This window comes from Bradyrhizobium sp. BRP20 (assembly GCF_020194215.1).
Lineage (GTDB): Bacteria > Pseudomonadota > Alphaproteobacteria > Rhizobiales > Xanthobacteraceae > Bradyrhizobium > Bradyrhizobium yuanmingense.
Genome location: NZ_JADYVY010000007.1, coordinates 366,631 through 388,443 on the forward strand (window position 1 = coordinate 366,631; position 21,813 = coordinate 388,443).

Sequence of the window (21,813 nt, forward strand, 5' to 3'; positions counted from 1 at the left end):
CCGCCGCGTTTGGTCCATTGCAGTGCAGTCAGAAGGCGGCGACTGCCGGACCAACCAAGGACGTTCTCGATGAGCAAGAAACAATACCGGATCGCGGTCATTCCCGGCGACGGCATCGGCAAGGAGGTGATGCCGGAGGGGCTGCGCGTTTTGGCGGCGGCGGCGAAGAAGCACAACGTCTCGCTGCATTTCGACCATTTCGACTTCTCGTCTTACGACTATTACGAGAAGCACGGCCAGATGATGCCTGAGGACTGGAAGGAGAAGATCGGAAAGCACGATGCGATCTATTTCGGTGCGGTCGGCTGGCCGGCCAAGATCCCGGACCACGTCTCGCTGTGGGGCTCGCTGATCAAGTTCCGCCGCGAGTTCGACCAGTACGTGAACCTGCGCCCGGTGCGGCTGATGCCCGGCGTGCCGTCGCCGCTCGCGGGCCGCAAGCCCGGCGACATCGATTTCTGGGTGGTGCGCGAGAACACCGAAGGCGAATATTCCTCGGTCGGCGGCCGCATGTTCCCGGACACCGACCGCGAGTTCGTGACGCAGCAGACGGTGATGACCCGTACCGGCGTCGACCGCATCCTGAAATTCGCCTTCGAGCTCGCACAGTCGCGGCCCAAGAAGCACCTGACCTCGGCGACCAAGTCCAACGGCATCTCCATCACCATGCCCTATTGGGACGAGCGCGTGGAGGCGATGGCCAAGAAGTTTCCAAGCGTGAAGTGGGACAAGTACCACATCGACATTCTCACCGCGAACTTCGTGCTGCATCCGGACTGGTTCGACGTCGTGGTCGGCTCCAACCTGTTCGGCGACATTCTCTCCGATCTCGGTCCGGCCTGCACCGGCACCATCGGCATCGCTCCGTCCGGCAACATCAACCCCGAGGGTGATTTCCCATCCGTGTTCGAACCGGTGCACGGCTCGGCGCCCGACATCGCAGGCCAGGGCATCGCCAACCCGATCGGCATGATCTGGTCCGGCGCGATGATGTTCGAGCATCTCGGCGAGAAGGAAGCCGGCAAGTCGATCGTCGAGGCGATCGAGCGCACGCTCGCCGAACGCACGCTGCGCACCAAGGATCTCGGCGGCAATGCCGACACGACGGCGTGCGGCAAGGCGGTTGCGGATATGGTGGATTAGCGCGGGAGTGATCCTGCGTAGGGTGGGTTAGCCTGCGACTGCGCGAAGCGCGGTCCGCTGGCGTAACCCACCTGTTCTGTCTCCGCGGATGCGCACAGTGGTGGGTTACGCCTTCGGCTAACCCACCCTACGATTATACATACGATTTCCGCGCCGGATCGAAGATCGGCGGATAATCGTTCTCGTCGAGCAGATCGAGCAACGGATCCAGCCCCCTGGACTTGATCAGCCCGAGCTCCTGATGCGAGATCAGGTTCACGGTCAGGATCTCCACCGGATCGCCGGCGATCTCAAGCGCTTCGGCGATCTCCTTGTCGGGGCCGATGATCGGTGTGAGCAAGAGGAACGTCTGGAAGTCCGTTCCTGCAACCGGCGGCCACGGAAGCGCGACGCGATGGCCGAAGCCGAACCAGGTCGTGTCGATGAACGACAGATTGGCCAGCCAGCGCAGATTGGCGCAAACGTCCTGCGTCGGCTCGCGGACGTACCACATCAGCTCGGCCCGGGGCTTTGCGTCCCCGGGGACGCCGTGCATCCGTTGCTCGCTCATGCCGTTGGTGAGAAGGACATAGCCTTCGTCGGAGCCCTCCTGGCAGACCGGGACGAAATCGCGGCCGAAGGCGTGGATGTCGATGCGGCGCTCTGCGTTATCAGTGAATGTGCGCTCGGGCTCGCCAAGCTCGCTCTCGTAGATGGCGAGCCGTTGCCGGTAGAGATCGGATCCGGGCGACGGAAGGTTTGAGCCGGACACGAATTTTGCGAGACGGGAGAGCATGCGAACCTCGGACGGATGCAATCGGATATCCGCATTGTCGCAAGGTCATGCGGGGCGGTTCAAACCCGCGCCGCGCGCACGTCGACATTTCGCCGCCGTCCAGCTTCGCTTGCGCGATTGTGCATGAGGAGCGAGGCGAGGCCGAGGAACGCGCCTCGTTCCGATCAGCTCGCGATCTTCTCGATCGCCGCTTGGTCCAGACCGAACTTCTTCCCGGCCTGCAGAATCTCCTGCCAGGTGGTCGGATCGACCGGAATGCCTTCGGCCAGGCGCTTCTTCTTGGTCTCGCGCTCGGGCTCGCCGGCGATCCTGACCTTGTCGAGGCCGGGCGCGGGCGGCGAGCCGGTGTGCCAGGCGACGAAGCTCTCGACTTCGCGTGCAAGGTTCTCGCCGGTGCCGAGCTTGCCGGGATCGATGACGATCGAGAGCATGCCGTTGAGGACGTTGTGTTTGCCGTCAGAGGAGCCCTTGACCACCTGCCCGCCGGAGAGCGCGCCGCCGAGGATTTCACACACCAGCGCAAGGCCCGAGCCCTTGTGCTCGCCGAAGGGGAGGATGGCACCGTAGGGCGGGATCACGGTGTAGCGCGGATTGATCGTGGGCTTGCCCTCGTGATCGATGATCGTGCCGGCCTCGAGCTCGACGCCCTTGTTATGGGCAACACGGGTCTTGCCCTGCGCGATCCTGCTGGTGGCGAAATCAAGCACAATGGGGTCCTTGCCGGCGCGCGGGATGCCGACGCAGAACGGGTTGGTGCCGTGGCGTGCGTCGCTGCCGCCCCAGGGCGCCACGATCGGACGCGAGATCACGTTGACGAAGTGGATCGAGACCAGGCCGTGGTCGATGCACTGCTCGGCCCAATGGCCGATGCGGCCGATGTGATGCGAATTGGAGAGGCCGACGAGGCAGACGCCGTTCTGCTTGGCGCGCTCGGCCGCGAGCTCCATCGCTTCATGTCCGATCACCTGGCCGTAGCCGGTGAGGCCGTCGAGGGTGAGAAGCGGGCCGGTGTCGAGCACGATCTTGACGTGCGAGTTCACGGCGAGGCCGCCATTCGTGACGCTCTGGACGTAGCGCGGAATCATGCCGACGCCGTGCGAGTCGTGTCCCTTCAGATTGGCTTCGACGAGATTGGTGGCCACGAGCTCGGCCTCGCGGTCCGAGGAGCCGCCGGCCCTGACGATGGCATGGATGGCCTTGGTGAGCGGCTCAGCCTTGATGATGCGATACTCGGCCATTGTTGTTGCTCTTATCCCTTCACGATCCGGCGGCAATGGACCAACGCCGCTTCAATCAGGTTCTCGCTCGCCTCCGGTGTGCGGAAGGCCGAATGCGCCGACAACGTCACGTTCGGCAGCTTCGTCAGCGGATGATCGCCGGGCAGCGGCTCGATGTTGAAGACATCAAGGCCGGCGTGGCGGATATGGCCGGACTTCAGCGCCTCGATCATGGCGGCCTCGTCGACAACAGCGGCGCGGGCGGTGTTGATGAGAATGACGCCGCGTTTCATAGCAAGGATCTTCTCGCGCGTGATCATGCCGCGCGTCTCGTCGTTGAGCAGCAGGTGCAGCGACACCACGTCGCTTCTCGCCAGCACGCTGTCGAGATCGGTAAATTCGACCCCCGGATAGCTCTTCGGCGAACGGTTCCAGGCGATCACCTTCATGCCGCTGCCGGACGCGATGCGCGCGACCTCCGCGGCGATGCCGCCGAAGCCGATCAGGCCGAGCGTCTTGCCGGTGAGCTGCATGCCGTCCTCCCGCAGCCAGTTCCCGGCGCGCATCTCGCGGTCCATCATCGCAATGACGCGGGCCGACGCCCACATCAGCGCGATCGCGGATTCCGCAACCGCCGTGTCGCCGTAGCCCTTGATCAGATGCACGGAGATGCCGAGCTCGGCGAGCTCTTCCGGATTCATGTAGCTGCGCGCGCCGGTACCGAGGAACACGACGTGCTTCAGCCCGGTGCATTTCTTCGCGACTTCGGTCGGCAGTGCGGTGTGGTCGACGATCGCGATCTCGGCGCCGTCGAGAATATCAGGATATTGCTCGGGCGTGATGTCGGGATTCCTGTTGATCCGCACCTTGGGATCACCAGGCTTCCCCAGCCGCTCCATGATCACGGCCAGCGATTCATTGGCGTCGACGAAAACTCCGCGCATGGTTCTCTCCGCTCAGGATGCGACGCCGGCGACTGCCAGCACGGTATGCATGAGGACGTTGGTGCCCGCGGCGCAGTCGCCCTGCGTCGCATCCTCCAGCTCGTTGTGGCTGATGCCGTCCTTGCAGGGCACGAACACCATCGCCGCCGGCATGATCGTGTTGAGGTTGCAGGCGTCGTGGCCGGCGCCGGAGGTGATGCGGCGCGAGGAATAGCCGAGCGTCTTAGCGGCGTTCTCGACGGCAGCAATCAGCTTCGGATCGAAATGCGTCGGCGGCTTGCGCCATACCAGATCGATCTTGACCTCGACCTTGCGGCGCGCGGCGATCTCGGCGATTGCCGCCCGCAGATCGCGGTCGAGCGCATCCATGATGGCGCCATCGGCACTGCGGCAGTCCATGGTGAAGGCGATCTCGCCGGGAATGACGTTACGCGAGGGATTGGCGATGACGGCCTCGCCGATGGTGCCGACGGCGTTCGGTCCGTGCTTCCTCGCAATCGACTCCATCGCCAGCACGATTTCGGACAAGGTCGCCAGCGCATCGCGCCGCAGCGGCATCGGCGTGGAGCCCGCATGGCTCTCGAAGCCGGAGATCTTGCCGTCGTACCAGAGCACGCCCTGGCCGGAATCGACCACGCCGATGGTCTTGCCTTCGGCTTCCAGGATCGGCCCCTGCTCGATGTGCAGCTCGACGAAGCAGCCGAGCTTCTGGAAGCCGACCGGCTTGTCGCCGCGATAGCCGATGCCGTCGAGCGCCTGGCCGACGGTGGTGCCCTCGGCGTCCTTGCGCGACAAAATGTCGTCTGTGGTGAAGTCGCCGACATAGGCGGCGGAAGCCATCATCGCCGGTGCGAAGCGCGAGCCTTCCTCGTTGGTCCAGTTCACGACGCAGATTGGCGCCTCGGTCTCGATGCCGGCATCGTTCAGCGTGCGGATCACCTCCAGCGCGCCGAGCGTTCCCAGGATGCCGTCATACTTGCCGCCGGTCGGCTGGGTGTCGAGGTGCGAGCCGATGCCGACGGGCAGCTTCGACATGTCGCGGCCCTTGCGCAGGCCGAACTGTGATCCGAGCGCGTCGACGTGGACTTCCAGTCCGGCATCCTCGCAGGCCTTGCGGAACCAATCGCGCACCTGCTTGTCTTCCTGGCTCAACGTCAGCCGCCGCACGCCGCCTTTGGCCGTCGCGCCGAATTGCGCGGTCTCGTGGATGGAGCCCCACAGGCGGGCGGAATCGATTTGCAGGTTGGTCGCGGCTCGGCTCATGCGGTCGTTCTCTCTTTTGTCCGGCGCCTTTTTCAATGACGCGCCTGTGCGGGCGCGTCAACCGCGAGGCTGCTCTGCGCAATTTGCCGTGCAAGCTCGGCGACGCGCTCCACGGCGACGACATCGGGCGAGGCCAGCCAGCTCGCGGTGAAGGTCAGCGGCGCGATGGAAAGATCGGTGTCGAGCAGCTGCAGCCGTCCGTCGGCGAGCTCGTTCTCGACGATGGCGTCGGGGATCACGGCGATGCCAAGGCCCTCGACCGCCATGTGGATGACGGTCGCCAGCGAAGCGGACGCATGCAGGCGGATCGGCGGCAGCTCCGGCCGGTCGAACACCTCGCGCACGACCTCGTAGGGCTTGGTCTTGCGCGGGAAGGTGATGATCGGAAACCGCGCGAGGTCCGCCGGCGTCACCGGGCCCTTGCCGAGCCCGAGCGAGGGACTCGCGAGGAAGCCGATCGGATAATCGGCGAGCACGCGGTTGTGCACGCCGGAGGCGGACAGCGGTCCGACCACGAAGGCGAGCTCGATCTCCTGTGCGAGCAGGCGCGCGGTGAGGTTCGGCGTGATGTCGACCTCGATCTCCAGCGACAGGTTCGGATAGACCTCGTTGACGCTCTTGACGAGCCGCGGCAGCCAGGTGTGCACGATGGTCTCGGCGACGCCGAGCCGCATCACGCCGCGCATCGCCGAAGCATCGCCGATCTCCGCCATCATCGCAGCGCGCAGGCCGATCAGCTTCTCCGCGTAGACCATCATCTGCCGGCCGCTCGGGGTCGGGGAGGCGATGCGATGGTCGCGGTTCAGGAGCTTCACGCCCATCTCGCGCTCGAGCTGGGCGATGCGCTGGGAGATCGCCGGCTGGGTGGTGTTGAGGCGTTGCGCGGCGCCGCGGAAGCTGCCGAGCTTCACGACCCATAGGAACGTCTCGATCGACCTGAAGTCCAGCATTGGAAGGATTTTCCCAATCGATAAATCAGATTTATCGAGATTGATTAGAAACGAAGATTAGACTTTATAGCACGCTTGGTGTTGGCTTGTCTTTGTCGAGTTTATAGGCAGGTCGATCACATGACTGTTTTGGTGGCAGCGCAGCAAACTGAAACACCCGACGCCCTCCCGAGCCGCAAGGCCCGGCTCGCCTACCGCGAGGGGCTGGTCGCCTCCACCGCCGGCGTCGCTCCCGGATATGTCCAGGGCAATCTGGCGATCCTGCCGGCGGAGTATGCCGGTGCCTTCCACCGCTTCTGCCAGCTCAATCCCAAGCCGTGCCCGATCATCGGCATGTCCGATGTCGGCAGCCCTTACATCCCCTCGCTCGGCGCCGATCTCGACATCCGCACCGACGTGCCGCGCTACCGCGTCTGGCGCGATGGCGAGGTCGTGGATGAGCCGACCGACGTGAAGGGCTACTGGCGCGACGATCTCGTCACCTTCGTGCTCGGCTGCTCGTTCTCGTTCGAGGAGGCGCTGCTCGAGGAGGGCATGCCGATCCGCCACATCGAGAAGAACGTGCGCGTGCCGATGTACCGCACCAACATCGCCTGCGGTGTATCAGGTCCGTTCGCCGGCCCCATGGTGGTGTCGATGCGTCCGTTCAAGCCGGCCGATGCGATCCGCGCGGTGCAGATCACCTCGCGCTATCCGGCCGTGCACGGCGCGCCCGTGCATCTCGGCCATCCGCATCTGATCGGCATCAAGGATATCGCCAAGCCCGACTACGGCGATCCGGTGCCGGTCGCCGACGACGAGATTCCGGTGTTCTGGGCCTGCGGGGTGACGCCGCAATCGGTCATCAACGCCGCGAAGCTGCCGTTTGCAATCACGCATTCGCCCGGCCTGATGCTGGTGACCGATCTCAAGAACAGAAACATGGCCGTGATTTAGTGGGCAGCGTCTGCTGCTTCTTCAGGCTTTACCGCATCCACCAATCGCTTCATTCGATCAGCCGAAATTCAGTAACAGGGGACTTTGCCATGACGATCACTCGCCGCGACGTGTTGTTGGGGGCCACCGCCACTGCCGCCCTCGTGCCGCTGGCGGCGCGCGCACAGAGTTCGGAAGTCGTGATCGGCGTGATCTATCCGTTCTCCGGCGGCAGCGCGCAGCAGGGCGTCGACGCGCAGAAGGCCTATGAGACCGCGCTCGAAGTCATCAACAAGGACAGCGATTTCGACCTGCCGCTGGCGAAGGGCGAAGGCCTGCCGGGCCTCGGTGGCGCCAAGATCCGCCTCGTGTTCGCCGACCACCAGGCCGATCCGCAGAAGGGCCGCGCCGAGGCCGAGCGCCTGATCACGCAGGAGAAGGTCTGCGCCGTCGTCGGCACTTACCAGAGCGCGGTGGCCGTCACCGTCAGCCAGATCTGCGAGCGCTATCAGGTCCCGTTCCTGTCCGCCGACAATTCCTCGCCGAGCCTGCACCGCCGCGGCCTGAAATATTACTTCCGCGCCTCGCCGCACGACGAGATGTACTCGGCTGCGATGTTCGACTTCTTCGACGCCATGAAGAAGAAGGGCACCAAGATCGAGACGCTGTCGCTGTTCCACGAGGACACCATCTTCGGCACCGATTCCGGCAATGCCCAGACCAAGATCGCCGGCGAGCGCGCCTATAAGATCGTCACCGACATCAAGTATCGCGCCAACTCGCCCTCGCTCTCTGCCGAGGTGCAGCAGCTCAAGACCGCCAATGCCGACGTGCTGATGCCGTCGAGCTACACCACCGACGGCATCCTCCTGGTCAAGACCATGGCCGAGCTCGGCTACAAGCCGAATGCGATCGTGGCGCAGGACGCCGGCTTCTCCGAGAAGGCGCTCTACGATGCCGTCGGCGACAAGCTCGAAGGCGTGATCTCGCGCGGCACCTTCTCGCTCGACCTCGCGCAGAAGCGGCCGATGGTCGGCAAGATCAACGAGATGTTCAAGGCCAGGTCCGGTAAGGATTTCAACGACCTCACCTCGCGGCAGTTCATGGGCCTGATCATCCTCGCCGACGCCATCAGCCGCGCCAAGTCGACCGACGGCGAGAAGATCCGCGACGCGCTTGCCGCGACCGACATCCCGGGCGAAAAGACCATCATGCCCTGGAAGCGCGTCAAGTTCGACGAGATGGGCCAGAACAACGACGCCGATCCGGTGCTGCTGCAATATGTCGGCGGCAAGTTCGTCACCATCTTCCCGCCGCAGGCCGCGATCGCCGAGGCGATCTGGCCGATGAAGTAAGAGCTGCGGAGGGCAGCGGAGCAGGCGGGGTGGGAGCAAACTGCTCCCACCGTCATTGCGAGGAGCGAAGCGACGAAGCAATCCAGACTGCTTCCCTGGAAACATTCCTGGATTGCTTCGCTTCGCTCGCAATGACGAAGCCTGTCGTGACGTTTCGAACGGGGGACCAGAGTTGACAGCCCAAGCCATTATCCAGAGTCTCGCGAGCGGCCTCCTGATGGGCCTGCTCTACGGATTGATCGCGGTCGGCCTCGCGCTGATCTTCGGCCTGATGGACGTCACGAACTTCGCCCATGGCGAATTCCTGATGATCGCGATGTATCTGTCTTTCTTCCTGTTCGCGTTCTTCGCCATCGATCCGCTGTTGTCGGCCCCGTTGGTCGCCGCGGCACTCTTCATATTCGGAGCGGTCGTCTACCTGCTCCTTGTACGTTTCGCCATGCGGGCCAAGGCCAACGCCGGCATGGTGCAGATCTTCACCACCTTCGGCCTCGCCATCGTCATGCGCGGCCTTGCGCAGTATTTCTTCACGCCGGACTATCGCAGCATCCCACAATCCTGGCTCGGCGGCAAAACCATCTCGGTCGGCGGAATCTTTCTGCCGGAGCCGCAACTGGTCGGCGCGCTGGTCTCGATCGCCGCTTTTGCAGGTCTCTACTTCTTCATCCACCGAACCGATTTCGGCCGCGCGATTGAAGCGACCCGCGAGGATCCCGGTGCAGTCGCGCTTGTCGGCATCGACAAGAACCGCGTGTTTGCATTCGGCTGGGGGCTCGGCGCCGCGCTGGTTGGTCTCGCCGGCGCGATCATGGCGGTGTTCTTCTACATCTATCCCGACGTCGGCGCGTCCTTTGCGCTGATCGCCTATGTCACGGTGGCGCTCGGCGGATTCGGCAGCGTGTTCGGCGCCTTCGCCGGCGGCATCATCGTCGGTCTCGTCGAAGCGGTCACCGCGCTGGTGCTGCCGCCGTCGCTGAAATCGGTCGGCATTTACTCGGTCTATCTGCTGGTCGTCTTCATCCGGCCGCGCGGCCTGTTCGGATCGATGTGATGGACAAGGATTTTGCAGCGCGGCGCTGCCGCAACCTCATCATCGCCGCAGCGCTCGCTACCATTGCCGCGCTGACGCCGTTGCTCGTGAAGGACGTCGTCGTCCAGAACATCCTGATCCTGACACTGATGTATGCGGGATTGTCGCAGAGCTGGAATATCCTGTCCGGCTATTGCGGGCAGATCTCGCTCGGCCACGCGCTGTATTTCGGCCTCGGGGCCTATACCACCGAGCTGCTGTTCACGAAGTTCGGCGTGCTGCCCTGGTTCGGCATGCTGGCGGGCGGGGTGGTGTCGGCGCTGATCGCGATGGGGCTCGGCTATCCCTTCTTCCGCCTGCGCGGCCATTACTTCGTGATCGCCACTATCGTCATCGCCGAAATCGGCTTGCTTCTGTTCCACAACTGGGAATGGGCAGGCGCTGCGATGGGTATCACCATTCCGATCCGCGGCGACAGCTGGCTGAAATTCCAGTTTCTGCGCACCAAGCTGCCCTACTTCTATTTCGCGCTGGCGCTGTGCTGCCTCGCCTGGTTCGTGACATGGTGGCTGGAAAACTCCAAGTGGGGATTTTGGTGGCGCGCCGTCAAGGACAACCCGGAGGCGGCCGAGAGCCTCGGTGTCGACGTGTTCAATTCCAAGATGGGTGCGGCCGCGGTCTCCGCCTTCCTTGTCGCCGTGGGCGGCAGCTTCTACGCCCAGTTCGTCTCCTACATTGATCCGGAAAGCGTCATGGGCTTTCAGTTCTCGCTGCTGATGGCGCTGCCGGCCGTGCTCGGCGGCATCGGCACCCTGTGGGGGCCGGTGTTAGGGGCGGCCATCCTGATCCCGCTGACTGAGCTGACGCGCTTCAAGTTCGGCGGCTCGGGGCGGGGTGTCGACCTCATTGTCTACGGCACGCTGATCGTTCTGATCTCGCTGGCCCTGCCGCGCGGCCTGCTGAGTCTGTTTTCACGCCCGAAGAAGACGGGAGCTGCCCGATGAGCGCGCTGCTCGAAACCCGCGGCGTCTGGCAGCGCTTCGGCGGCCTCGTCGCCAACAGCGACGTCTCGATCTCGGTCGGCCGCGGCGAGATCGTCGGCCTGATCGGCCCGAACGGCGCCGGCAAGTCGACGCTGTTCAATCTGATCGCCGGCGTGCTGCCGCCGACGCAAGGCTCAATTCTATTCGACGGCGAGGACGTCACCAAACTGCCGGCGGCCGAACGCTGCCGGCGGGGCATCGGCCGCACCTTTCAGGTCGTAAAGAGCTTCGAGACCATGACGGTCATTGACAACGTCATCGTCGGTGCCCTCGTGCGTACCACCGTGATGCGCGAGGCGCGCCGCAAGGCGCACGAAGTGCTGGAGTTTACCGGCCTTGCCGCGCGCGCCGACGTGCTCGCGAGCGACCTCGTGCCGGCCGAGAAGCGCCGCCTCGAAGTCGCGCGGGCGCTTGCGACCGAACCGAAGCTGCTGCTGCTCGACGAAGTCCTCACCGGACTGACGCCGACCGAGGCGCAGACCGGCGTGGCGCTGGTGCGCAAGGTGCGCGATGCCGGCATCACCGTGCTGATGGTCGAGCATGTCATGGAGATCGTGATGCCGCTGGTCGATCGCGCCATCGTGCTCGATCTCGGCAAGGTGCTGGTCGAGGGCAAGCCCGCCGACGTCGTGCGCGATCCCAAGGTGATCAAGGCATATCTGGGAGATCGTCATGCTGTCGGTGCGTGAAGTCACCACCGCCTATCAGGGCCTGGTTGCGATCTCCGCGGTCTCGATCGAGGTCCAGAAGGGCGAGATCGTCTGCGTCGCCGGCGCCAACGGCGCGGGCAAGTCGACGCTGCTGAAGTCGATCGCCGGCGCCGAGCGTCCGCGCTCGGGCAGCGTGACCTTCGACGGCAAGCGCCTCGACGGCATGGCGCAGCATCACATCACGGCCACCGGCATCGCCTATGTGCCGGAAAACCGCCGTTTGTTTCCGCGTCTGTCGGTGCGCGACAACCTTCGCCTCGGCAGCTATCTCTACAGGGGCGAAGCGAACCGCGAAGAGCCGCTCGATCTCGTCTTCAAGCTGTTCCCGCGCCTCCAGGAACGTCTGGAGCAGCGCGCCGAGACGCTCTCTGGCGGCGAGCAGCAGATGCTCGCGATCGGCCGCGCGCTGATGACGCGTCCGCGGCTGTTGATGCTGGACGAGCCCTCGCAGGGCATCATGCCGAAGCTGGTCGACGAAATTTTCCAGGCGGTGAAGCTCATCCGTGACTCCGGCATGACCGTCCTCATCGTCGAGCAGCGCATGGCCGAATGCCTGGAGATCGCCGACCGCGCCTACATCCTGCAGACCGGCCGTGTGCTGATGCAGGGCGCAGCCAGCGAGATAAAGGGCAATCCGGATGTGCGGAAGGCATATCTGGGGCTGTAGCCGAATAGTATCGGGCACGCCCGCGCAACATACCCGGTGTCATCGCCCGACTTGATCGGGCGATCCAGTACTCCGAGACGTCAGAGATATGCGGAGAAGCCGCGGCGTACTGGATTCCCCGCTTTCGCGGGGAATGACACGGTGGTGAGGCGACGCTCGTCCACCCCTTACCGCAAGTCGCTAATACTCGTGCCCGTGCTCCGGCAACGTCACCCCGAACACCTGCACCAGATCCTTCACCTGCTCCGGCGACAGGTAACGTGGGTTCATCCCGCGCAGCAGCAGGTACAGCCTCGCCGTCTCCTCCAGCTCTTCCGTCGCGAACACCGCCGCTTCCAGCGTGTCGCCGGCGACGACCGGGCCGTGATTGGCGAGCAGCACGGATGAGTACTTCCCAGCCAGCCCCTTGATCGCATCTGCGACCGCGGGATCGCCAGGGCGGTAATAGGGCACGAGCGCGGTGGCGCCGCATTTCATCAAATAATAGGCCGTCATCGGCGGCAGCGCGGCGCGCGGATCGATCTCGGGCAGCATCGACAGCGCCACCGAATGCGTGGAGTGCAGATGCACGATGGCCCGCGCGCTGCCGCGCGTGTCGTAGAGCGCATTGTGCAGCGGAACTTCCTTGGTCGGGGCATCGCCCGAAACCAGCCGGCCCTGCTGGTCCAGCCGTGACAGTTTCGCGGGATCGAGGAAGCCGAGCGAGGCGTTGGTCGGCGTCACCAGCCAGCCGCCATCGTCCAGCTTGACGCTGATATTGCCGGAGGAGCCCGGCGTCAGCCCGCGCTCGAACAGGGACCGTCCGAAGCGGCAGATGTCCTCGCGCAGCAATGTCTCATTGCTCATGGCCGTCATGCCTGCTTGTCTCACGCTTTGGCAGCGCGGCCAAGCCGTGTTATTCGGTTGCCAAGCTGCCGCAAAGGGCGGCCATCTGGGAAACGCTCGCAAGGGTCAGTTGCATATGTCCGCCTCCACCTCACAAAATCAGCGTATTGCCGTCGTCGGGCTCGGCTCGATGGGATTTGGCATGGCGACCTCGCTCAAGAGCGCCGGCCATGCCGTGACCGGCTGCGACGTCTCGGCGGATGCCGTCGCGCGCTTCGTGAAGGACGGCGGCGCGGGGGCCAAGACGCCGGCCGAAGCGGCCAAGGACGCAGACATCGTCGTCAGCGTGGTGGTCAATGCCGCGCAGACCGAAACCATCCTGTTCGGCAAGGATGGCGCCGCCGAGACCATGCCCAAGGACAGCGTGTTCGTCTCCTCGGCGACGATGGATCCCGACGTGGCGCGCCGTCTTGCCAAGCAGCTGGAGGCGACCGGCCGGCACTATCTGGATGCGCCGATCTCCGGCGGGGCGCAGCGCGCCGCGCAAGGCGAATTGACGATTCTTGCCTCCGGCAGCTCGGCCGCCTTTGCCAAGGCGCGGCCGGCGCTCGATGCCATGGCTGCAAAGCTCTACGAGCTCGGCGATGCCGCCGGGCAGGGCGCTGCGTTCAAGATGATCAATCAGCTGCTCGCCGGCGTTCACATCGCCGCCGCCAGCGAAGCCATGGCGTTCGCAGCCAAGCAGGGCCTCGACATCCGCAAGGTCTACGAGGTGATCACGGCCTCGGCCGGTAATTCCTGGATGTTCGAGAACCGCATGCCGCATGTGCTCGACGGCGACTACACGCCGCGAAGCGCGGTGGAGATCTTCGTCAAGGACCTCGGCATCATCCAGGACATGGCGCGCACGGCCCGATTCCCCGTGCCGGTCTCCGCCGCCGCGCTCCAGATGTTCCTGATGACATCGGCCGCCGGCATGGGCCGCGACGACGACGCATCGGTCGCGCGCATGTATGCGCAGGTCACCGGCGTCAAGCTGCCCGGCGACAAGTAACAGAGGATCTCCAATGCCCCGTTTCGCCGCCAATCTCTCGATGATGTTCACCGAGGTGCCGTTCCTCGACCGCTTCGACGCCGCCGCGCAAGCGGGCTTCACCGCGGTGGAATTCCTGTTTCCGTACGAGCATGCCGCCGAGGCCGTCGGCGAACGGCTCAAGCGCAACGGCCTGACCCAGGCGCTGTTCAACCTGCCGCCGGGCGACTGGAACGCCGGCGAGAAGGGCTTTGCGGCACTGCCATCGCGCTTTTCCGATCTCAAGGCGAGCCTGGAGACGGCGCTGCCTTATGCCAAGGCGACGGGCGTCAAGCGCCTGCACCTGATGGCCGGCATCGCCAATCGCGGCGAGCGCGTCGCGATCGAGGCCTTCTACAAATCGGTGGCCTGGGCCGCCGAGTTCTTCGCGCCGCACGGCATCGACATCGTGATCGAGCCGATCAATGCGCGCAACGTGCCCGGCTACTTCCTCAACGATTTCGGCTTTGCGCGGGATCTGATCCAGGAGCTGAGGCTTGCGAACCTGAAGCTCCAGTTCGACATCTATCACTGCCAGATCATCCATGGCGACGTCACCATGCGGCTGCGCGAGATGATGCCGATCATCGGCCACATCCAGATCGCGAGCATTCCCTCGCGCAACGAGCCCGATGGCGAGGAGCTGAACTATCCGTTCCTGTTCGATGAGCTCGACCGGCTCGGCTATGCCGGCTTTGTCGGCTGCGAATACAATCCGCGCGGCAAGACCACCGATGGCCTCGCCTGGTTCAAGCCCTATGCGGGAGTGAAGCCGTGACCCCAGCGTTAGGCTGCATCGCCGACGATTACACCGGCGCCTCCGATCTCGCCAACACGCTGACGCGCGCCGGCCTGCGCACCGTCCAGACCATCGGCATCCCTGCCGACGATCTGATGCTGCCCGAGGTCGATGCCGTCGTGGTGTCGCTGAAGAGCCGCTCGATCGAGGCCGGCCTTGCCGTGTCGCGCTCGCGCGCGGCGGACAAATGGCTGCGCGGCCGCGGCGTGGGCCACGTGCTGTTCAAGATCTGCTCGACCTTCGATTCCACCGACGCCGGCAATATCGGCCCGGTCATGGATGCGCTGCGCGCCGATTGCGGCGAGGGAGCCGTGCTGGTGACGCCTGCCTTTCCGGAGACCGGGCGCACCGTCTATCAGGGCAATCTGTTCGTCGGCGCCGTGCCGCTCAGCGAGAGCCCGCTGAAGGACCATCCGCTCAACCCGATGCATGATTCCAACCTGGTGCGCGTGCTGGCGCGCCAGAGCAGCACGCAGATCGGCCTCGTCGATCTCGCCACCGTCGCGCGCGGCGCGGAGGCCGTGCGGGCACGGCTGGCTGAGCTCGCCGCCAGAGGCATCGGTGCTGCGATCATCGACGCCGTATTCGACCGCGACCTCGAGACCATCGGTCTCGTCGCCGCTGAACATCTTCTGTCGGTCGGCGCGTCCGGCATGGGCCTCGGGCTTGCGCGCGCGCTGGTGTCGACGGGCAAGGTGAAGCCGGCGCCGAGCGGCGAAACCGGCGCGGCCGTCGGCGGCCTGGCGGCATGCCTTGCCGGCAGCTGCTCGCAGGCGACGCTTCAGCAGATCGCCAGCGCCGAACGCATCATGCCGGTGCTTCATCTCGATCCGGAGCGGATCGTCGCGGGCGCCGCTGAAGCGCAGCGTGCGCTGGACTGGGCGAGGCCGCGGCTTGCGGAAGGTCCGGTGCTGATCGCTTCGAGCGCGACGCCGGACGCCGTTGCGGCCGTGCAGGCACGCCATGGCCGCGATGCCGCAGGCCACGCCATCGAGCAGGCCATGGCCGGCATCGCCGAGGGTCTGGTGCAGGCCGGCGTCCGTCGCTTGATCGTCGCCGGTGGCGAGACATCCGGCGCCGTGGTCGATCGGTTGAAAATTCCTGGATTTCTCGTAGGAGTAGAAATCGCGGCGGGAGTCCCGGTGCTGCGCGCGGTCGGTGCAAGCTCCGGCGAGATGTTGCTCGCTTTGAAATCTGGAAACTTTGGCGGTCCGGACTTCTTCTCCGACGCGCTTAGGCTCATGCGCTGAGCGCAGAGCCTCCTTAGTCCATCGTTCATTTCTTTCGGCTTCGGTACTCGTACGGAGCCGCAGTTAACATTTGCGCAGGTGCTCTGCGCTCAGATGTCGCCGCAGCTCCTCTTTGGTTGATTCTTAGAGCTTCGACGCGCATCCGCGCCAGCACAACGAGATCCGATTATGTTCGCCAACATTTCCATCCGCGCCAAGATCATCAGTGTCGTGGCATTCCTGCTCGTCGCGATGGCCGGCATGGGCCTGCTCGCCATCATGAAAATGCGGTCGATGAACGCCAACACGGTCGACATCACGATGAATTGGATGCCCAGCGTGCGGGTGCTGGGCGAGCTTCGGGCGAGCGTCATCACCTATCGCAACGTGGTCCGCCAGCACATGCTTTCCGACACGCTGGACGAGAAGCTCGCCAACGAAAAGACGGCCGTGACGGTGCTCGAGGCGCTTGCCAAATACCGCAGCCGCTACGAGCCGATGATCACCTCGCCGGAGGAGAGGGCGCTCTACACCCAATGGGCAAAGCTCTGGGACGATTACAAGAGGGGCACCGAAGAGGTGATGGCGCTCTCGCGCAAGGAAGCCGGCAAGATCCCACACGAGGCCCGGGAGCTGAATACGAAGACCGTCAACAAGCTCGGTCTTCAGGCAGACGAGGTCCTGACCAAGGACATCGAGCTCAACACCAAAGGCGGAGAACAGGCCGCTCAGGACGCCGCCGACAGCTACGCCTACGCCTTCATGCTGGTCTCGGCAATTCTCGGCGCCGCCATCGTCATCGGCATCGCCGTCAGTTTCTATCTCGTCCGCGACGTGTCTAGCGGCATCAACTCGATCACCCTGCCGATGCAGGCCCTGGGCCGAGGCGACCTCTCCGCCGAAGTCCCGCATCGCGGCGAGAAGACCGAGATCGGCGCCATGGCCGACGTGCTCCAGATCTTCAAGGAGGCGTTGATCGCCAAGAAGGCCGCCGACGAAGCCGCCGCGGCCGACGCCGAAGCCAAGATCGAGCGCGGCCGCCGCGTCGACGACATCACCCGCGAATTCGAAACGATGATCGGCGAGATCGTCCAGACCGTGTCATCGGCCTCGACCCAGTTAGAGGCCTCCGCCTCGACCTTGACCGCGACCGCCGACCGCTCGCAGCGGCTGGCGACCACGGTGGCCGGCGCTTCGGAGGAAGCCTCCACCAACGTGCAGTCGGTGGCCTCGGCGACCGAGGAGATGGCCTCGTCGGTCGGCGAGATCAGCCGCCAGGTGCAGGAATCGGCGCGGATGGCGGGCGATGCAGTCGGTCAGGCCCGTGCCACCACCGAGCGCGTCAGCGAATTGTCCAAGGCCGCCGCGCGCATCGGCGACGTCGTCGAGTTGATCAACACCATCGCCGGCCAGACCAACCTGCTGGCGCTGAACGCCACCATCGAGGCGGCGCGCGCCGGCGAAGCCGGCCGCGGTTTTGCCGTCGTCGCCTCCGAGGTGAAGGCGCTCGCCGAGCAGACCGCGAAGGCGACCGGCGAGATCGGCCAGCAGATCTCCGGCATCCAGGCGGCGACCAACGACTCCGTCGGCGCCATCAAGGAGATCTCCTCGACCATCGAGCGCTTGTCGGAGATCTCGTCGGCCATCGCGGCTGCGGTGGAAGAGCAGGGCGCCGCGACGCAGGAGATTGCCCGCAACGTGCAGCAGGCGGCGCAGGGCACCCAGCAGGTGTCGTCCAACATCACCGACGTGCAGCGCGGCGCAACCGAGACCGGCACGGCCTCCTCGCAGGTGCTGTCCGCGGCGCAGATGCTGTCGAATGATTCGGGCCGGCTGAAGAACGAGGTCAGCAAGTTCCTGACCAACGTCCGCGCCGCGTAGACAGACGTGGGTTCCACAAGCAAGGGCGGCGCCATCGGCGCCGCTCATAGTTTTTCCTGCGCGCGTTGCGCTGTCGATATGCCCGTAGAATTGCGACGTACTCTTCAGCGAAAGCTCCGTACTACTGCGTAGCGTCGTTAAACCTAACAATCCTGAGCGACGGTAAGATCGTGGCGGAAGTCGTAGCACGATCGGAGCCGGTCCGGACCAGCAACTCCCGACCGTCAGCATTGGGGAGGATTTAATGTCTTGGATCAACAACCTTCGTATTTCCATTAAGGTTTCCGCCGTATTCGCGGCGATCTGTCTCGTCGTCGCCGGCAGCACCGCAGCCATCTACAACTCGCTGAGCGTAATGAATTCCACGGCGAAGATGACAGTGCATACCTATCAGGTGCTGGAGCAGCTTTCCGAGCTTGTCGGTGCGATGGTCAATCAGGAAACCGGCGTTCGCGGCTATCTCGTGTCTGGCGATGCCGGCTTTCTCGCTCCTTACGAAGCCGGGCTGAAACAATTTCAGACTGCGGCGGCCAAAGTCGGCAGCCTGACCTCGGACAACGCCACGCAGCAGAAGCGACTCGAGCAGGTCAAGGCGCTTGCCAACGACTGGGCAACCAACGTCGCGCAGCGCGAAATCGCGCTGATGAAGGATCCGGCAACCCAGGCGAAGGCGCGTGAGCTCGAGGCTTCCGGAGCCGGCAAGAAGTCGATGGATGGCCTCCGCGCCGTCGTCCAGGAAATGGACAGGGAAGAGCGGTCGCTGTTGTCAGTGCGGGCGGCTGCCTCCGACGCCGCCTCGTCCAGCGCCACCATGGCCATGCTGATCGGAGGCCTCGTCACCCTGCTGCTCTCGCTCGTGGGCGCCTTCGGCGTCGCCTTCGCGGTCACCCGCCCGATCCAGCGCATCACGACCGAGATGGGTGTTCTCGCGAATGGGGACACCTCGGTGATCGTATCGGGTATCGAACGCAAGGACGAGATCGGTGAGATGGCTCAGGCGGTCCAGGTGTTCAAGACCAATGCCATCGAGGTCGAGCGGCTGAAGGCGGAACAGGCTGAAACCGAGCGTCGCAATGCCGAGCAGCGCAAACGCGACATGGTCAGGCTCGCCGACGACTTCGAGAGCGCCGTCGGCCAGATCATCGGAACAGTGTCGTCGGCATCGACCCAGCTGGAAGCATCGGCCACCACCCTCACAGGTACGGCCGAGCGGTCCCAGAAGCTCGCGACCACGGTGGCCGGCGCTTCGGAGGAAGCCTCCACCAACGTGCAGTCGGTGGCCTCGGCGACCGAGGAGATGGCCTCGTCGGTCGGCGAGATCAGCCGCCAGGTGCAGGAATCGGCGCGGATGGCGGGCGATGCAGTCGGTCAGGCCCGTGCCACCACCGAGCGCGTCAGCGAATTGTCCAAGGCCGCCGCGCGCATCGGCGACGTCGTCGAGTTGATCAACACCATCGCCGGCCAGACCAACCTGCTGGCGCTGAACGCCACCATCGAGGCGGCGCGCGCCGGCGAAGCCGGCCGCGGTTTTGCCGTCGTCGCCTCCGAGGTGAAGGCGCTCGCCGAGCAGACCGCGAAGGCGACCGGCGAGATCGGCCAGCAGATCTCCGGCATCCAGGCGGCGACCAACGACTCCGTCGGCGCCATCAAGGAGATCTCCTCGACCATCGAGCGCTTGTCGGAGATCTCGTCGGCCATCGCGGCTGCGGTGGAAGAGCAGGGCGCCGCGACGCAGGAGATTGCCCGCAACGTGCAGCAGGCGGCGCAGGGCACCCAGCAGGTGTCGTCCAACATCACCGACGTGCAGCGCGGCGCAACCGAGACCGGCACGGCCTCCTCGCAGGTGCTGTCGGCGGCGCAGATGTTGTCGAATGATTCGGGCCGGCTGAAGAGCGAGGTCAGCAAGTTCCTGACCAACGTCCGCGCCGCGTAAGGCGCGGCCGAAGGATAGATCAAACCGGGAGCGGCGCCAAAAGCGCCGCTCTTTTTTTTCTGCGGTAGCGTGATGTCGTCTGGCGGTAGAATCATGGGGAGCCGACCGTAAACATACGGGGCGCCCGTTTCATGGATAGTTAAATTCGATTCACGAGAATCGGCGGAAGGCGCCTCGAGCAGCGGCCGTCCTGTCTTGGAATGAACGCATACCGCATTGTTTGGGGGCTCTGATGCGCAAGAATCTTCCCGTCACCACCGTTGAATATCCGGTCAGTGATGAGACGTTGATCGTTTCGCGGACCGACCTGAAGGGCAAGCTCGCCTACTTCAACGAGGACTTCCTCGCTGCCGCCGGATTCACGTCGGCGGAACTGATGGGCCAGCCGCACAACATCGTCCGCCACCCCGACATGCCGCCGGAGGCATTCGACAATCTCTGGGACACGCTGAAGGCCGGCAAGCCCTGGCTCGGCGCAGTCAAGAACCGACGCAAGAACGGCGACTTCTATTGGGTGCTGGCGACGGCTTCTCCGATCCGCGAGAACGGCGAGGTGAAGGGCTATACCTCGATCCGCACCAGGCTGCCGGCCGATCAGCGCAAGCTCGCCGAAGAGGTCTATGCCGCCATCCGCGAGAAGAAGCCGCACGGCTATCGCATCGACGCCGGCATCATCCGCCGCCGCTCTTGGCTCGACCACTTCGGCATCTTCACCGGGACGCTGAAGGCGCGCCTGGTCACGATGATGGCGCTCCAGACGCTGTTCATGCTTGCGCTTGGCGTCGGTGGTGCGGTCTCCACCGGCGGTTCGGCCAGCCTGATCCTGTCGCTACTGGCTGTTGCCGGGGCCGCCATCGCCGGCTTCGCGGGCCTTGCGACCATGCGTGCGATCAAGGGGCCGATGCAGCATCTCAACGACACCCTGGTCAACCTCGTGCAGGACAAGCTCGACAACCGCATCGTCATCGACCGCGACGACGAGATCGGCGAGGCGCTGCGCAACCTTCAGACCGTGCAGACCATCATCCGCTTCAGCCGCGACGAGGTGCAGGCGGTGCAGCGCCGCGCCGAGGCGCAGCGCAAGGCCGACATGACCGAGCTTGCCGACGGTTTCGAGGCGGCGATCGGGGAAATCGTCGAGACCGTATCGGCCGCCGCGACTGAGCTTGAGGCATCGGCCTCGACCCTGTCCTCGACCGCGGGCCGGGCGCAGGAGCTGGCCACGGTAGTCGCGTCCGGCTCGGAGGCCGCCTCCAGCAATGTCCATTCGGTGGCTTCGGCTGCCGAGGAGATGTCGTCCTCGGTGCGCGAGATCGGGCGGCAGGTGCAGGATTCCTCCCGGATCGCGAGCGAGGCGGTCAGCCAGGCGCATGCCACCACCGAGCGTGTTAGCGAGCTGTCGCGGGCTGCGGCGCGGATCGGCGATGTCGTCGAGCTCATCAATGCGATTGCCGGCCAGACCAACCTGCTGGCACTCAACGCTACCATCGAGGCGGCGCGGGCTGGCGAAGCCGGCCGCGGCTTCGCGGTGGTGGCCTCCGAGGTCAAGGCGCTCGCCGAGCAGACGGCCAAGGCCACCGGCGAGATCGGCCAGCAGGTCGGCGGCATCCAGGCGGCGACGCAGGATTCGGTCAGCGCCATCGGGGAGATCAGCGGCACCATCGCGCGTCTGTCGGAGATCGCTTCGGCCATCGCGACGGCCGTGCAGCAGCAGGGCGCAGCGACCCAGGAGATCGCCCGCAACGTGCAGCAGGCCGCCCTGGGCACCCAGCAGGTCTCGTCCAACGTCGGCGACGTGCAGCGCGGCGCCTCGGAGACGGGATCAGCGTCCACGCAGGTCCTGTCGGCGGCCCAGATGCTGTCCCGCGATTCCAACCGCCTCAAGCTCGAGGTCGGCAAGTTCCTGAACTCGGTTCGCGCCGCCTGACTCTCGACCGCGTCGGAAAAACAGGCGCCGAAGGGCTGAGATCTCGTAGGGTGGGCAAAGGCGCTCTTGCGCCTTGCCCACCATTCTTTCCGGATCACACGAAGGCCGTGGGCACGCTTCGCTTTGCCCACCCTA

At 64.9% G+C, this 21,813-nt stretch carries 19 protein-coding genes; 13 read left to right on the top strand and 6 right to left on the bottom strand.

Going from position 1 to position 21,813, the window contains the following annotated elements:
- Positions 1-69 precede the first annotated feature (69 nt).
- A complete protein-coding gene (locus I6F33_RS19515) occupies positions 70-1,143 on the top strand; it encodes a tartrate dehydrogenase (RefSeq protein WP_225143798.1) in 1,074 nt (357 codons plus the stop codon).
- A gap of 133 nt (positions 1,144-1,276) precedes the next feature.
- Here I6F33_RS19515 and I6F33_RS19520 read toward each other — a convergent pair whose 3' ends face one another.
- The 5 genes from I6F33_RS19520 to I6F33_RS19540 form a co-directional block, all read right to left on the bottom strand.
- Positions 1,277-1,918, bottom strand: a complete 642-nt coding sequence (locus I6F33_RS19520) for a suppressor of fused domain protein (RefSeq protein WP_225143800.1) — start codon at positions 1,916-1,918, stop codon at positions 1,277-1,279.
- A 164-nt stretch (positions 1,919-2,082) separates the two neighbouring features.
- Entirely contained in the window at positions 2,083-3,156 is a 1,074-nt protein-coding gene (locus I6F33_RS19525; RefSeq protein ID WP_225143801.1) for a malate/lactate/ureidoglycolate dehydrogenase, read from the bottom strand.
- Between the two features lie 11 nt (positions 3,157-3,167).
- Entirely contained in the window at positions 3,168-4,079 is a 912-nt protein-coding gene (locus I6F33_RS19530) for an NAD(P)-dependent oxidoreductase (protein WP_036004881.1), read from the bottom strand.
- Positions 4,080-4,091: 12 nt separating this feature from the next.
- A complete protein-coding gene (locus tag I6F33_RS19535) occupies positions 4,092-5,342 on the bottom strand; it encodes a Zn-dependent hydrolase (RefSeq protein WP_109144482.1) in 1,251 nt (416 codons plus the stop codon).
- A gap of 32 nt (positions 5,343-5,374) precedes the next feature.
- Positions 5,375-6,292, bottom strand: coding sequence for a LysR family transcriptional regulator (locus I6F33_RS19540; RefSeq protein WP_036004923.1), 918 nt, complete (start codon positions 6,290-6,292; stop codon positions 5,375-5,377).
- 120 nt (positions 6,293-6,412) lie between these two features.
- Between I6F33_RS19540 and I6F33_RS19545 the strand changes: the two genes are divergently transcribed.
- The 6 genes from I6F33_RS19545 (at position 6,413) to I6F33_RS19570 (ending at position 12,012) form a co-directional block, all read left to right on the top strand.
- A complete protein-coding gene (locus I6F33_RS19545; protein ID WP_109144481.1) occupies positions 6,413-7,228 on the top strand; it encodes a putative hydro-lyase in 816 nt (271 codons plus the stop codon).
- Positions 7,229-7,317: 89 nt separating this feature from the next.
- Positions 7,318-8,562, top strand: a complete 1,245-nt coding sequence (locus I6F33_RS19550; RefSeq protein ID WP_192893276.1) for an ABC transporter substrate-binding protein — start codon at positions 7,318-7,320, stop codon at positions 8,560-8,562.
- Between the two features lie 172 nt (positions 8,563-8,734).
- Positions 8,735-9,613, top strand: a complete 879-nt coding sequence (locus tag I6F33_RS19555) for a branched-chain amino acid ABC transporter permease (RefSeq protein ID WP_036004931.1) — start codon at positions 8,735-8,737, stop codon at positions 9,611-9,613.
- The gene (locus I6F33_RS19560) at positions 9,613-10,596 is read left to right on the top strand and encodes a branched-chain amino acid ABC transporter permease (protein WP_225143802.1); all 984 of its coding nucleotides are present in this window, start codon (positions 9,613-9,615) and stop codon (positions 10,594-10,596) included. The genes I6F33_RS19555 and I6F33_RS19560 overlap by 1 nt, the downstream gene beginning before the upstream one ends.
- Positions 10,593-11,324 (top strand): ABC transporter ATP-binding protein, encoded by a 732-nt coding sequence (locus tag I6F33_RS19565; RefSeq protein ID WP_057027088.1) that lies wholly within the window; start codon positions 10,593-10,595, stop codon positions 11,322-11,324. The genes I6F33_RS19560 and I6F33_RS19565 overlap by 4 nt, the downstream gene beginning before the upstream one ends.
- On the top strand, positions 11,308-12,012 hold the full coding sequence (locus I6F33_RS19570) for an ABC transporter ATP-binding protein (RefSeq protein ID WP_061878149.1): 705 nt from the start codon (positions 11,308-11,310) through the stop codon (positions 12,010-12,012). The genes I6F33_RS19565 and I6F33_RS19570 overlap by 17 nt, the downstream gene beginning before the upstream one ends.
- Before the next feature lie 180 nt (positions 12,013-12,192).
- On the opposite strand, the gene I6F33_RS19575 is transcribed toward I6F33_RS19570, so the two are convergent.
- On the bottom strand, positions 12,193-12,867 hold the full coding sequence (locus tag I6F33_RS19575) for an aldolase (RefSeq protein ID WP_225139552.1): 675 nt from the start codon (positions 12,865-12,867) through the stop codon (positions 12,193-12,195).
- A 106-nt stretch (positions 12,868-12,973) separates the two neighbouring features.
- On the opposite strand from I6F33_RS19575, the gene ltnD reads away from it, so the two are divergent.
- The 6 genes from ltnD (at position 12,974) to I6F33_RS19605 (ending at position 21,678) form a co-directional block, all read left to right on the top strand.
- The gene (gene ltnD / locus I6F33_RS19580) at positions 12,974-13,891 is read left to right on the top strand and encodes an L-threonate dehydrogenase (RefSeq protein WP_036025711.1); all 918 of its coding nucleotides are present in this window, start codon (positions 12,974-12,976) and stop codon (positions 13,889-13,891) included.
- A 13-nt stretch (positions 13,892-13,904) separates the two neighbouring features.
- The gene (otnI, locus tag I6F33_RS19585; protein ID WP_036025697.1) at positions 13,905-14,687 is read left to right on the top strand and encodes a 2-oxo-tetronate isomerase; all 783 of its coding nucleotides are present in this window, start codon (positions 13,905-13,907) and stop codon (positions 14,685-14,687) included.
- Complete coding sequence (gene otnK, locus I6F33_RS19590; protein WP_225114881.1) at positions 14,684-15,958, top strand: 3-oxo-tetronate kinase; 1,275 nt, start codon at positions 14,684-14,686, stop codon at positions 15,956-15,958. The genes otnI and otnK overlap by 4 nt, the downstream gene beginning before the upstream one ends.
- A 168-nt stretch (positions 15,959-16,126) precedes the next feature.
- The gene (locus tag I6F33_RS19595) at positions 16,127-17,818 is read left to right on the top strand and encodes a methyl-accepting chemotaxis protein (RefSeq protein WP_225114882.1); all 1,692 of its coding nucleotides are present in this window, start codon (positions 16,127-16,129) and stop codon (positions 17,816-17,818) included.
- Positions 17,819-18,062: 244 nt separating this feature from the next.
- Positions 18,063-19,751, top strand: a complete 1,689-nt coding sequence (locus tag I6F33_RS19600; RefSeq protein WP_225143803.1) for a methyl-accepting chemotaxis protein — start codon at positions 18,063-18,065, stop codon at positions 19,749-19,751.
- A gap of 232 nt (positions 19,752-19,983) precedes the next feature.
- Positions 19,984-21,678: a methyl-accepting chemotaxis protein gene (locus tag I6F33_RS19605; RefSeq protein WP_225143804.1), complete on the top strand. Its 1,695-nt coding sequence runs from the start codon at positions 19,984-19,986 to the stop codon at positions 21,676-21,678.
- Positions 21,679-21,813: the final 135 nt, after the last annotated feature.